At 42.9% G+C, this 13,966-nt stretch carries 10 protein-coding genes; 3 read left to right on the forward strand and 7 right to left on the reverse strand.

From position 1 onward, the window contains the following. Positions 1–79: 79 nt before the first annotated feature. Positions 80–1,117 (forward strand): PAS domain-containing protein, encoded by a 1,038-nt coding sequence (locus Q7J63_RS00545; RefSeq protein ID WP_304883539.1) that lies wholly within the window; start codon positions 80–82, stop codon positions 1,115–1,117. Here Q7J63_RS00545 and Q7J63_RS00550 read toward each other — a convergent pair. The 5 genes from Q7J63_RS00550 to Q7J63_RS00570 all read right to left on the reverse strand — a co-directional run bounded on the left by Q7J63_RS00550 (position 1,114) and on the right by Q7J63_RS00570 (position 10,101). Next, entirely contained in the window at positions 1,114–2,856 is a 1,743-nt protein-coding gene (locus tag Q7J63_RS00550) for an efflux RND transporter periplasmic adaptor subunit (RefSeq protein ID WP_304883541.1), read from the reverse strand. The genes Q7J63_RS00545 and Q7J63_RS00550 overlap by 4 nt on opposite strands. Positions 2,857–2,885: 29 nt before the next feature. Next, positions 2,886–4,358 carry a TolC family protein gene (locus Q7J63_RS00555; protein ID WP_304883542.1) on the reverse strand — a complete coding sequence of 491 codons (1,473 nt, stop codon included), beginning with the start codon at positions 4,356–4,358 and terminating at the stop codon, positions 2,886–2,888. Next, positions 4,355–8,230 (reverse strand): efflux RND transporter permease subunit, encoded by a 3,876-nt coding sequence (locus Q7J63_RS00560; protein WP_304883543.1) that lies wholly within the window; start codon positions 8,228–8,230, stop codon positions 4,355–4,357. The genes Q7J63_RS00555 and Q7J63_RS00560 overlap by 4 nt, the downstream gene beginning before the upstream one ends. A 271-nt stretch (positions 8,231–8,501) precedes the next feature. Continuing rightward, positions 8,502–8,879, reverse strand: coding sequence for a hypothetical protein (locus tag Q7J63_RS00565; protein ID WP_304883544.1), 378 nt, complete (start codon positions 8,877–8,879; stop codon positions 8,502–8,504). A 349-nt stretch (positions 8,880–9,228) separates the two neighbouring features. Then, positions 9,229–10,101: an SDR family oxidoreductase gene (locus Q7J63_RS00570; RefSeq protein ID WP_026333644.1), complete on the reverse strand. Its 873-nt coding sequence runs from the start codon at positions 10,099–10,101 to the stop codon at positions 9,229–9,231. A gap of 142 nt (positions 10,102–10,243) precedes the next feature. On the opposite strand from Q7J63_RS00570, the gene Q7J63_RS00575 reads away from it, so the two are divergent. Continuing rightward, entirely contained in the window at positions 10,244–11,110 is an 867-nt protein-coding gene (locus Q7J63_RS00575) for a hypothetical protein (RefSeq protein WP_304883547.1), read from the forward strand. 231 nt (positions 11,111–11,341) lie between these two features. Here Q7J63_RS00575 and ahcY read toward each other — a convergent pair whose 3' ends face one another. Together ahcY and Q7J63_RS00585 are read right to left on the reverse strand one after the other, a co-directional pair. Further along, entirely contained in the window at positions 11,342–12,661 is a 1,320-nt protein-coding gene (gene ahcY / locus Q7J63_RS00580) for an adenosylhomocysteinase (protein ID WP_304883549.1), read from the reverse strand. A gap of 79 nt (positions 12,662–12,740) precedes the next feature. After that, positions 12,741–13,496, reverse strand: a complete 756-nt coding sequence (locus tag Q7J63_RS00585) for a biotin--[acetyl-CoA-carboxylase] ligase (protein WP_019597945.1) — start codon at positions 13,494–13,496, stop codon at positions 12,741–12,743. A gap of 83 nt (positions 13,497–13,579) precedes the next feature. Here Q7J63_RS00585 and rsfS point away from each other — a divergent pair, with 83 nt between their 5' ends. Continuing rightward, positions 13,580–13,927 (forward strand): ribosome silencing factor, encoded by a 348-nt coding sequence (gene rsfS / locus Q7J63_RS00590; RefSeq protein WP_022582133.1) that lies wholly within the window; start codon positions 13,580–13,582, stop codon positions 13,925–13,927. The last annotated feature ends 39 nt before the right edge of the window (positions 13,928–13,966 follow it).

A 13,966-nucleotide genomic window follows, 5' to 3' on the forward strand; every position in this document is an offset into this window, starting at 1 on the left:
TAAACCCATTTTTATGTATTACAAATTATTTAATACGCTTTTTATGTAAATTTTGCAAAATAATTTATAATTTTGCTTCGTGGAGAACGATTCAACTCTTTTGGCTTCAAACCTAAAACCCTTGATGGGTTCTGATTATTTTTACTTTGTCCAATTGAATGGAGAAGATAAAATAATTTTATCCAATGACAAATGGAGAAATCAATTATCCTTCCTCACTGATTCATTTGAAGGGCATTGCATTTCAGAATTCATTTTTCATAAGGATTTTTCAAACTTTCAGTTGCTGCTGAATGAAGCCAAAGAAAATAACAAAACCAGTTTTAACCTTGATTTAAGGAAAATCAATTCCGAGGGGATTGATTTTCACTGGACCCATTGGGAATTTTCTATTTCTAAAAATGAGTTAGGCACCTTTGAAGTAATGGGAATTGGGCACGATATTCAAAAAACGAACGAAAAAAATATAGATTTCCCGAATTTCATTCATGAGCATCAGGTCAAAAATGAAATTATGGAAGGTTTGTTCGAAGACAACCTGATGGGTTTTTGGATTTGGAACTTAAAGGATTCCCAAGATCACCTCAGTTATTCCCTCAAATCCATGCTGGGATATGAACAAGGAACGGATAGCCTTAGTGACATCAAATGGCAAAAACATATCCATCCATCTGATAAAAGAAAGGTCAGAGAACGGCTTAAGGTGCATTTCGAAAGTTTTGGCAAAACCCCCTTTCATTGTGAATTTCGGGTCCGATCATTGGAATTGAAAGATTTCTGGGTGATAGGTTATGGAAAAGTCATCAAATGGAGTCTTGATGGAAAGCCACTCACCATGATTGGATGCTTTCTGGATACCTCCGAGAAGAAAAAATCCGAAGAGCTATTGGAAAAGCAAAGCAAATTCCTAAAGGACCTCACCTTCAACCAGTCACACATGATGCGCTCCAAACTTGCCAATATTATGGGGATTTTGGAAGTGATGGACCCCAAAATGCAAAACGATGAAAATTCTGGATACCTTCACCTCATCCAAGAAGAAGCGAAAAAACTGGATGAGGTACTTAAAAAAAGTATCTACAGCTCCAGTTCTTTCAATAGGGATGAAATAATTTAATGTAGATGAATTGGCGCCACATTTTTGGGTTTTGCCCAATCCATTTCCGCCTTATACTCCCCCTTCACTTCCCCACAGGTCAGCATTGCCGCGCCAAAATATGGGTTTTTGATTTCTTTTTCCAAACTCAACCAATAAGCACCTTTGTCATTGTCTGCCATCGGACAATATTGCTTGTAGACTGAAGCCTCAGTTACCCCGAAATAATCGACGGATTCAATCATGCCATCCGATATTTTTTGAAAAAAAATTCTTTGGGTTGCCAAATCATCACTTTTTTTCAAATTTTCCAAATTGGTTTTCAACCCACCAAAAAGCGGCATCCAAACATCATGCGCATTTTTTTCCAACAAGGACATCTCCACTTTGAGCAAATTTGTCAAAAACTTGTCCGCTTGGGTCTGCGTTGCTCTTGGATCCGATTGGATCAAGACATCCTTTAAAAGAATATAAGTTTTCAAAACCTCCCCCAATTGATTTTTGAAAGCCTCAGGAACCTGAATTGTTTTAGAAACAGGCTTGCCCATCATGCTGTAATTCCCTCCCAATTGCGCTGCCGCATCAATGGAAAAAACACCATTGGTCACTACCTCCTCGCCTTCTTCCAATCCCGCAGCAATCAGATAACTTTCTCCAGCCCTCGGTCCCAAAGTCACTTCCCTCATTTCAAAAGCGGGCGCTTCTTTGTTTCCTTTTTGGATATACACCACCGACCGCTTCCCTGTCCAGAGGATCGCTGATTTGGGCACTATCAATCCGCCCATTGTTTCCACGCCAGAAGTTTTGATCAATCCATTGACAAACATTTCGGGTTTAAGCAACATCCCCGTGTTTTTTGCTTCTGCCCTGATGGACAACGTTCGGGTGTTGGGATTCAACATGGGATCAATGTAGGTAACCTTGGCTGGAAATTCCCTTCCCGGAATTGCCTGTAATGTGAAGATCACATTGTCTCCCACCTTGATCGCCGCCAAATCCGATTCATAAGCATCCAGCAAAACCCAAACACTGCTCAAATCCACAATCTCAAACAAAACTGTCCCTCTATTGACAAAATCGCCCATGGAGATATTTCTGGAAACAACCACTCCGGAAGCCTCAGAAAAAATATCGAATTGGGTCTGAACCTCGTTTTTTTGCTCCATCGCTGATATCTGTGCATCAGACATTTTCCATAATCTCAATTTCTCTTTCGCCGCTTCATAAAGCAGCGGATTGGAAGCTTTCATTTTGGCGGTTTCCAGTAGTTCTTTCTGGGCATTCACCAAGTCAGGGGAATAGATTGTGGCCAGTTTCTGCCCCTTCTTGATTTCCTGACCGGTAAAATTCACATACAATTGATCGATGCGTCCGGAATAGTTTGCGGCGAGATTATAGATGCGCTGTTCATCCGCTTTGATTTTACCGGTCAAACGAATTTGATTTTCCGCATTCCCCGATTTTACCCGAGTAGTCATCACGTTGGAGAGGGCCGCTGCTTCAGCTGTCATTTCAAAAATGTAAGGATCTCCTCCTGATGCTCCTTGACTTAAAGGTGTAAGCGCCATTCCACAAATCGGGCATTGTCCGGGTTCATTCTGGCGGATCTGTGGATGCATCGAACAAGTATATACTGTTCCATCTTCTGCGATATGCTCGTGGGTCTCGGCCCCATCATTTCCCCGGATCATCCAGCCAATAACTCCGCCAAAAAAAAGGCAGCCCAGGACAATCACTATAATATTTTTTTGATTTACCATGATTTCGGTTTTTAACAATATTTATTCAATCAATAGCCCAATAATTGTTCGATTTCTGCATAGCCCATATACTGTTCGATGATCGTATTGGCGAGGCTCAACCGATAATCCAGCAGTTCCCTCTGGACCGTAAGAATTTCCTCAAAGGAACTGCTTTCGGTCGCATAGGCGGTGATCATGATTTCCAGTGTTTGTTGGGTCAATGCTATCTGCTCCCTTAGCAATTCCACCCTCAGTTCCGTATTCCGAATATCCTTGGTGATTTCTTCCACCTGTACCGTCAAGGTATTTTCGATATCTTCCTTTTGAAGCGCATTGGATTCCCTCCAAATAATAGCTTCCTTTTCCATTGCCTTGAATTTTTTCCTATAGATGGGAAGACTTAAGGTAACCATTGGCATGACCATGTTTTGGCCCATTCCACTGGGCATATATCCCATTCCATCCATCCCCCCTATTGTTCCCGATTCGGGTCGGGGTGTAAAAACCATATAATTGACCCCTAAACCAAACATTGGCTTTCCCTCCAATTTAGCCATTTCCGCTTGCTTGCGATAAGCCAGACCTTCGGCCTCAAGCATTTTCACCATCGGATTATTCACCAAGACACTATCCAGAAAGGCTTCCGCATCGAGAGACAAAACCTTGGCTAACATCTCGCTTTCCAGCTCAACTACCGTCTTGGGCGCCTGATTGAGGAGAGAATTGAACCTGGAGATCAAAGGAGGGCGATTGGCTTCCAACTGTCTCAACTCACTTTCCAATGCCTTGATCTGGATCTGCAGCCGAAGGACATCCGTCAACTTCCCCGAACCACTGCTCTCCCCCATGCTTGTCATTCCCGTAGAGGAGGATGAGCTAGAGGCAGGGGCATTTGCCGCACCACCACCCATCCCCATTCCAGATCCGGAAGTGCTGCCCACGCTGGAATCTGCTTTCTTGACCGCCCCAGAAACCGATGCGGCGGCTTGTCCCACATTCCCTCCTTGATATTTGATGATGGCCAAGCGCTCCATGGTTTGAAGGATTTCCAAATTGTCCCTATTGGCCTTCATTTCAAATTCCAATTGGTGAATTTGGTAATACGTAGCTTTCACCTGGTAAACCAGCAAATTTCTTCCGGTTCTAAATTCCTCGTATTTGGCCTGCGCCATCAGCGTAGCTTCATCTTTTTGGGTCCTCAGCATTCCAAACCAGGGAAACATCTGCATCAATGAAATTTCCGTCCTCTGATTTCCCATCAAAGTTTCCATAGGCTTTAAAAAAACTCCCATGGTCAGTTCCGGGTTTGACAAGCTTCCTACCTGATTCACTTTTTCCAAAGCCGCCTGATATTGGGTAAAAGAAGCTTTCACTGCAGGATTTTGGTCGGACGCCAACTGGATATAAGTATCCAGTTTGGTTTGACCAACGACGGGTATGTTAAAGCCGAAAAGGAAAATGACCCATGCAAGTCCAAAGTAACCGAAGGATTTCATTGCGTTTGGTTTTATTCGTCTCATAACTCTTCTTTTTTTAATTTGAACTCCATGTACTTTCCAAAAAGCACTGGGACAATGAATAGTGAAACCAAGGCAATTGACATCCCGCCAAATGCAGGGATCGCCATTGGGATCATGATATCAGAACCCCTTCCAGTACTCGTCAAGATAGGCAAGAGGGCAAGAATAGTCGTTGCGGTGGTCATCAAACAGGGTCTTACTCTTTTTAAACCTGCGGCAATGACCGCCTTTTTGATTTCTGATTTATTCTCCGGTTGTCTTTTGTCGAAACTCTGTTTCAAATAGGTCCCCATCACCACTCCATCATCGGTCGCAATCCCAAAAAGGGCTATAAACCCTACCCAAACGGCCACGCTTAGGTTGTAGGATTTCATTTGAAAAAGCTCCCGCATGTTGGTCCCTAAAATATTGAAGTCAAAGAACCAACCTTGTCCATAAAGCCAAAGCATCAAAAACCCTCCAGAAAATGCCATGGCGATGGCCGTGAAAATCATCAGCGCCAATGCAGTTGATTTGAACTGGAAATACAAGATCAGGAAGATGATAATCAAGCAAAGGGGAACGACCACAGCCAATCGCTTCTCTGCGCGCACCTGATTTTCGTAACTTCCGGAAAACACATAACTGACTCCTGCCGGAACTTCCAATCCACCATTTTCAATTTCATACTTGATCATTCTTTGGGCATCTTCCACCACGGTAACTTCAGCAAAACCATCCCTTTTGTCAAATAGCACGTAGCCAAGCAGGAAAGTATTTTCTCCCCGGATCATCATCGGACCGGGCCTGTAGGTGATTTCGGCGATTTGGCCAAGAGGAATCTGGGATCCCATAGGGGTATTGACCAAAATCTGTTTCAGTGTTTCGGGATCATCCCGGAATTCCCTTGCATATCGCGCCCTGATCACGTAGCGTTCCCTTCCTTCCACAGTAGTACTCAAGGCCATACCGCCAACAGCTACTTCGATAAATTCTTGAACATCGGCCACATTGAGACCATACCTTCCCAAGGCATCCCTGTCCAATTCAATTTCCAGATAAGGCTTGCCTAGAGAACGGTCCGCAAATACCGCCTCAGCCTTGACCGAAGGCACCTCTTTCAAAATATTTTCCAGTTTCAAACTGAATTGCTCAATGGTTTCCAAATCGGGACCATAGACCTTCATCCCCATGGGTGCACGCATACCTGTTTGCAACATGACCAGCCTGGTCTCTATGGGCTGAAGCTTCGGAGCGGAAGTCACTCCCGGAAGATTGGAAGTCTTGGCTTGAATTTCATCCCAGATGTCGTTGGGAGATTGAATTTGATCCCTCCATTGCCTAAAATACTGACCTTTTTTGGGGTCGGGTAAAAGATGGTTTTCTATTTTTCTCAGAATAGATTTGGTCGTTGATTCAGCCATCGGTGCATTTTCGGCATCCATGATGACACCATTTTTTCGATCATAAAACCATTCCTCTCCTTCCAGATTCAAATGATAGTACCCCTCTCGGTTGACTTTGAACCGGAGTTTTCGCGCTTCCGTATCCTGGATGTATTCGGTCTTGTAATTGATGATATTTTCATACATGGACATCGGGGCCGGATCCAAGGGGCTTTCTGCACGTCCGGCTTTGCCGACGACCATCTCCACTTCCGGGATCGCCTGCACCAACATGTCCAATTGCTTCAAGGTCTGCATGTTGGCCTCCACACCGGAATGGGGCATCGTCGTGGGCATCAGTAAAAAGGAACCCTCATTTAAGGCCGGCATGAATTCTTTCCCCATTCCGGGAAAAGAATGGGATAAATTCGACCATCCCGATGTAGTTCTAATATTCGTTCCAACTTGGTCAAAACCAGTGGCTACAAATCCAAATATTTTTCCAAATCCCAGCCAAATGTTCAAGCCTATAAAAATGATCAATACAGGAATGGCAAGGAATATTTTGGTATTGTCCAGGCACCATGCTAGAATATTTTCATAAAATCGGATAAAAAGACTAAATATTCCGAGGACCAAACCAATGACAAGACCAATGAAAACAAAATTGGTGAATGCAGATTGACTCAATCCCAAAGGCCTCCATTCATAGGCCAGCAGAAACGCAACCGCCACAACCGAAATCGCTACGGCCACCCAAGCTTTGTATCTGCCATTATAGGTTTTTTCTGGAAAATAAGCATGGATCAAATAGTTCAGACCAAAGGCGATCAAGACCAATCCAGCCCAAGGAAAAAAGAACAAAAGAATACCTCCCGCCAAAACCATGAGGCCATTCAAACTGCCTTTGAGCTTGTCGGATTTGATCCGAGAAGAAAACAACCAGTGGGCAAAAGCCGGCATAATCACCAAAGTAAAAATCAAGGCAGCGACCAAGGCAAAGGTTTTTGTGAAGGCCAAAGGCCCAAATAGCTTCCCCTCGGCAGCTTGAAGGGTGAATACCGGGAGAAAACTAACAATAGTAGTCATCACAGCCGTGACAATGGCGGAGGCAACTTCGGTGGTGGCCTCGTAAATGACTTCCATCTTGGATTTGCCAGGATAGGCTTCTTCCAGATGGCGCAGAATATTTTCACTGAGGATAATTCCCAGATCCACCATCGTCCCAATGGCGATCGCAATACCGGAAAGCGCCACAATATTGGCATCCACACCAACATATTTCATCATGATGAAACACATCAAAACCGCCAAGGGAAGCAATGCCGAAATCAATAACGAAGCACGAAGGTTAAAGACCATCACCATGATGACGATGATCGTGATGAGAATTTGAAGGCTGATCGCCTCACTTAAGGTATTCAATGTTTCCTTAATCAATCCCGATCGATCATAAAAAGGCACGATCGTAACCTTGGAAATGGTCCCATCTTCCAAAATTTTGCTTGGAAGACCGGGAGAAATTTCCTCGATTTTGGATTTGATCGCCTCGATGACTTCCAATGGATTGTCCCCATAGCGGGCGACAACCACGCCCCCCACGGTTTCTGCTCCCCCTTTGTCCAAAATTGCCCGCTCTGCCCTACTTGCAGGGCCAATATTCACTTTGGCGATGTCCCTGATTTTGAGCGGAACGTTTTCGGTGACCTTGACCACAGCGGATTCAATGTCCTCTAATGACTTCACATAACCCAAGCCACGCACAATGTATTCGACCTGATTGATTTCCATGGTGTTGGCACCGACATCCAAGTTGGATTGGCGAATGGCATTCATGACCTCCATCATCGTTACATTATTGGCCTTCATGGCGCTGGGATCCAGATCGACTTGGTATTCCTTTACCTGACCACCGATACTGGCCACTTCTGCTACGCCTTTGGTTCCGGCAAGTCCATAGCGGACATAAAAATCCTGAATGCTTCGAAGTTCATGTAAATCCCAGCCTCCTGCGGGATTTCCTTTTTCATCCCGGCCTTCCAGGGTATAGAAATAAACTTGCCCCAACCCTGTAGCATCTGGCCCCAATTTGGGCTGGACACCGTCAGGCAGCAAGCCAGAAGGAAGTGAGTTTAGCTTTTCTAAAATCCTCGACCGACTCCAGTAAAACTCAATATCCTCCTCGAAAATGAGATAAATGGAACTGAACCCGAACATGGAGGTGCTTCTGATGGATTTGACACCAGGCATTCCCAAAAGGGCGGTGGTCATTGGATAGGTAATCTGATCCTCCACATCTTGGGGGGAACGCCCCATCCATTCAGTGAAGACAATCTGTTGGTTTTCTCCGATATCCGGGATCGCATCCACAGGAACAGGGTCATTGGGAAGGAAGCCTGTATCCCATTTAAATGGCGCAACAACGATTCCCCAAAGCACAATGAGTACCAAGAGGATCACTGTCACCAGCTTGTTTACGAGGAAAAATTTGATAATGGCGTTTAGCATATGCTTTTAACAACAAGGATAAAATAAGAGAGCAATTCCAAGGGATTTCTTTGAACTTTGGAAATGTAAGAAGAAATCGTAACCATAAGCAGATTGGGTATTTATCCTCAAAGCCATGATGGTTTATCGTTATGCTGTAAATTCATTTGGAATCTCGCCTCCCCTGGTTTTTTCGGTTGTGAAAACCGATGGGCTTGGACTAGGGAATAAACGATGTTGGAAAATCTCAATCCATTGAATTAAGAGATATCCTTAAGAGAAAAAGAAAAAATCAGATCAAAAAAACTTGAATGGAAATATAAATCGGTGTTTTGTGAAGATATGGTGGAGAGGAGTTAGAAAAACCCAATACTTTCTCCTTTATGGATGTAGGCATTTGAAATTCAAAAAACTCCGGGACGATACTAGGAATGGGCAAAGTCTGGAAATCCAGTAAATCGATTTGTTGCTGATCTGTATTGGGGAGATCTAAATTGGAAACATCATCACAACAACCTGGCATTGGTTTCTCACTTGGGCAACAGGTCTTGCTTTCTCCATAAAGATTGATAAGCTGAAAATCCTCCCCACAATAATGCATAGAATAACTCAGTCCTGCGTTGAAAAACACAAAAAGAAGGAGAAGCGCTATTTTTATAAATTGTTTCAATGGATGTATTTACGAAACAAAGGTAATGATGTTCGTGATGATAAATGTATAGAATTTTTGTTGAAAATTATAATCGCCTCATTTTCCGCAAAATGAATCTCTTATGGAAATTTGTTTTTTTATCCAATTCAAGTCCATTTGCATAAATATTGAATTCATTCAACAACCTAAAAGCGACAAAAAAAAAATCAGTGAAACCCGACAGCATTCCTGAAGGCGGCATGAAACAAACACCAAGCCATCGCCTTACCCAGCAAAAACTAGGCGACCGATGACTTGGATCAATGGAAGGACTACAAATTCCTGATCTTCCATTTCGATTTCAAATATCCCCAAACGACCTTGGGGCTCATGGCTTTTTTCCCCTGGAAGCCTCCATCATATCCCACATTTCCTGAGGTATTGCATCCAGATTATTAAATTCACCAGCGCCTTGAAGCCATTCACCACCATCAATGGTTATGACTTCACCGTTGACATAAGCCGAAAAATCAGACAGGAGATAGGCTGCCAAATTGGCCAATTCCTGATGTTCCCCTACCCGTCCCACAGGTACTTTTTTGGCAGGGTCAAATTTCTTTACCAAATCACCTGGAAGCAATCGGCTCCAAGCACCCTCCGTCGGAAATGGGCCTGGCGCGATGGCATTCGATCGGATTTTATACTTGGCCCACTCAACCGCCAGAGACCTGGTCATTGCCAAAACCCCTGCCTTGGCCGCAGCACTGGGCACGACATAACCGGAACCCGTCCAAGCATAAGTGGTTACGATATTCAAGAAGGTCCCGGATTGTTTTTCCTTGATCCAATGTTTTCCGGCAGTCAAGGTCACCTGGGAAGTTCCTTTCAGAACAATGTCCAATACGGTATTGAATGCATTGGTGGAAAGTCTTTCTGTGGGACTGATAAAATTTCCCGCAGCATTGTTCAAGACGGCATGAACCTGACCAAAATGAGCATTTGCGTCTGCCCACATCTTCTCCACCTGATCGATTTCACGGACATCGCAGGCCAAGGCCAAAACCTTCCCCCCAGATTCGGCTTCCATTTCCTTTGCTGTTGCTTGCAACACATCCAGTTTCCTACTGGTGATTACCAGATTCGCCCCTAATTTCAAGAAGTACGAGCCCATGGATTTTCCCAAACCGGTTCCTCCCCCTGTGACCAGGATCGTCTTGCCCTTCAAAGCGCCTTCTTTTAACATTCCTTCAGTATATAGCATCTTGTCAATTCAAATTATTTTGGATTTATAAAAAGGTAAGATAGTTAATCCAATGGGTAAAAAAAACTATGGTGTCTGGTAAGACAGCTTCATTTTTTTTATAATTCAAAGGAATTAACTTTGGCATTTGAACTGAGCCAATATGTTAAAATACATTCTCTTTCTCTTACTTCTCGTTTCGGCGACCGCCTGTTCGAATGACATCGACCGAAACATCACCACCGATCTCCAGGTAGAAGGAAAGGAGATTTTCAATGTTTCGCTGGCACTTGAGGAGCCTTTATATTATGCGTTCCTGACTTTGGACCAATACAGGACTGCGATGAACGACACATTAAAATCAAATGATTCGCTGCCAAAAGCCTCTATCGTCCCTGGATGCCCGCTTATCGGTATAGATGAAACCCTCAAATTGGTTACATTGACTTTCTCGAAACAAGTGGATTGTTCAAGTCAAAAACTGAAACGAGTCGGAAAGATCACACTTCAATTTCTATCACCCAATGTTTTGGAAAGCAATGTGCTGATGGTATATGATCAATACAGCATCGGAACTACAAAAATAGAAGGAACCCGGATTTTTAAGCAAACGCGTGGAGTCTTCCCTCAGAGTAAAAGGACTGAGCTTTTTGAGGACATGTTGATCATTGATGAATTTGGCTCCTCCACAAAAATATCTGGTAGTTTTGGCCATCAGTTATCTTTTCAAAACGGCACTCTATTGGAATATAAAACATCGGGAAATCTGGAAGGAAGGAATTTGACTGGAAGAAAAATCAAGATGACCCAAACCTTTCCCCGTATTTACAAAACAAATTGCGTGAAACAGGGAATTGTTCTTGCCTCTGAAGGACTTGAAAACTGGGAAATATTCAGAACCCCAACCCAATCCTTACGACACAATCTTGAATATCAACAAGAAGGCGCCTGTGAACCAAAAGCTGTCATTGCCTTGTCCGATGGGCGGACTTTGGTATTTAGGCAAGAGGGAACAGAATTAGGAAAGTGATTATTGGTGGCAACAGAAATAATTCCCGGGGAGATTCCCCTTCCATTTAACCCCACAATTCGCCCTGTTTTTGGACGGGATTTTGAATACCGAAAATAACAGTCTATTATTTTATATTGATCAGGCACACCATTTTATTTGGAATTGATTGGCAGAGGCATGAACACAAAAAAGCCTTTGAAATCTTTTAGACTTCAAAGGCTTTTTACTTATAGTGATTTACACTGAATCTTAGTATCTGTAATATTCTGGCTTGAATGGTCCTTCTGGAGTCACGCCGATGTACTCGGCTTGATCTGCGGAAAGCAAATCCAATTCAACACCCAATTTTGAAAGGTGCAAAGCAGCAACCTTCTCATCAAGATGCTTTGGCAATACATAAACGCCTGGCTCATATTGATCCGTATTGGTCCACAACTCAAGTTGGGCCAAAGTCTGATTCGTGAAGGAATTGGACATCACAAAAGAAGGATGTCCCGTACCGCAACCCAAGTTCACCAATCTGCCTTCGGCAAGAACAATGATTTCTTTTCCATCAATCGTATAAAGATCTACCTGTGGTTTGATGACATCCTTGGTTTGTCCGTAGTTTTTGTTCAACCAAGCCATATCGATTTCATTGTCGAAATGTCCGATATTACAAAGAATGGCCTTGTCTTTCATGGCGCGAAAATGCACTTCAGAAATAATATTCATATTCCCTGTTGCAGTCACCACAATATCCGCTTCACTGATGGCATTGACCATCTTTTTCACGGCAAATCCGTCCATGGCCGCCTGAAGGGCACAAATTGGGTCTATTTCAGTAACAATCACCCTTGCACCTGCTCCTTTGAGAGAAGCCGCAGATCCTTTCCCTACATCACCATAACCTGCGACTACAGCAACTTTACCTGCCATCATCACGTCTGTCGCTCTTCTGATGGCATCCACCAAAGATTCCTTACAGCCATATTTGTTGTCAAATTTGGATTTCGTCACAGAATCATTCACGTTGATCGCAGGCATTGGCAAAGTGCCATTTTTCATCCTTTCATACAATCTATGAACACCTGTGGTGGTTTCTTCCGAAAGTCCTTTGATTCCAGATACCAATTCCGGAAAATGATCCAACACCATATTGGTCAAATCACCACCATCATCCAAAATCATGTTCAATGGATTTCTATCCTCGCCAAAGAAGATAGTTTGCTCAATGCACCAATCAAATTCTTCGGCAGTCATGCCTTTCCAAGCATAAACTGAAATTCCGGCGGCTGCAATGGCTGCAGCTGCATGATCCTGTGTTGAAAAAATATTGCAGGAGGACCAAGTTACCTCTGCACCTAAGGCAGCAAGGGTTTCTATCAAAACTGCTGTTTGGATTGTCATGTGGAGACAACCAGCGATTCTGGCACCTTTCAAAGGTTGTGTCGGCCCAAATTCTTCCCTAAGTGACATTAATCCTGGCATTTCTGCCTCGGCAAGCCTGATTTCTTTTCTTCCCCACTCAGCCAGTGAAATGTCTTTCACTTTGAAGTTGATGAATTTATCTGATTTTATTTCGGACATATTTAAGATTTTAAAGAGTTTATTTCAAGAATTAAAATTCAAATTTACAGCATTTTGACACAAAAAGAAAACCTGGTTTTCACAAAAAGGTAACTTCTTTAAAGCCATAATGGTTCTTGGTTCCGTTTTCTTTTTCGATGATTAGCTTTCCTTCCTGAGTGATTCCGGTAATTCTACCCAGGAATTTCTCACCATCCTCATAGCTTTTCAATTCCCCAAATTGATACAGGTTTTGGATATAAGAAGCACGGAGGAATTCCCTTCCCCCTTTTTTGAGCATCATGTATTTTTTTTCCAAAGCCTGAATGAGCAGTTTAAAAACCTCCCACCTGTCAAATTCCAAACCTGACAGGTTGTACAGGGAACTGGCACCTGAAATCGCGAAATCTTTTTGATTGATGTTCAAACCAATGCCAATCACAGAAAAATCAATTCCTCTGCTTCCAATACTGTTTTCGATCAGGATACCACCGATTTTCCCTTCGGATTCATGATAAAGATCATTGGGCCATTTGACCTTCAAACCATTGGCATAATCATTCAAAACTTCCCAAATCGCAAGGGATACGGCTATATTCATGTCAAACTGTTCAGTGGGATCGAGGAAATCAGGCCTCAGTATTATGGAAAAAGTCAAATTTTTACCCGCCTCGCTTTGCCATTGGTTCCCTCTTTGTCCCCTACCTTTGGTTTGTTTTTCAGAAATGATGATACTTCCTTCGGCAGCCACCTTTGCCTTGACTCTTTCCATGGCAAGGTCATTGGTCGAATGACACTCTGTCAGAGAAATAATATCTTTCCCCAAAAAAATCGTATTGGCAAGGAATTTATACATTGTAATTAGTTAATTTGTCTTTCAATTTGGATATTTAAATTCTGTAAAGCGGAATCCGAAATATACGTTAAATAAAAAAATATATGACAGCAGAAGCGCTGAGTAAAGTAATTGTAAAAGGAATGGAAGAAAGAAAAGCTTCCGACATTGTCGTAATGGACCTGAGAGGCTTGAAAAATTCATTCACTGATTTTTTTGTGATTTGTTCAGGAAATTCTGACACCCAGATTGAAGCCATTTCCGAATCCGTAGAAGCAGAGGTTCAAAAAACCAATAAGGAAAAGCCTTGGAGAAGTGAAGGGAAGAATAACAAAGAATGGATCCTAATGGACTATGTGAATGTTGTAGTTCATATTTTCCTGAAGGACAAAAGACAGTTCTATGGACTCGAAGAATTGTGGGGCGATGCCGAAGTGAAGCATATTGATTGAAAATCGATTTGAACTTTCACTTTCCAAATTCGTTTTACT

The organism is Rhodonellum sp., from assembly GCF_030656585.1.
In the GTDB taxonomy this organism is placed as follows: Bacteria; Bacteroidota; Bacteroidia; order Cytophagales; family Cyclobacteriaceae; genus Rhodonellum; species Rhodonellum psychrophilum.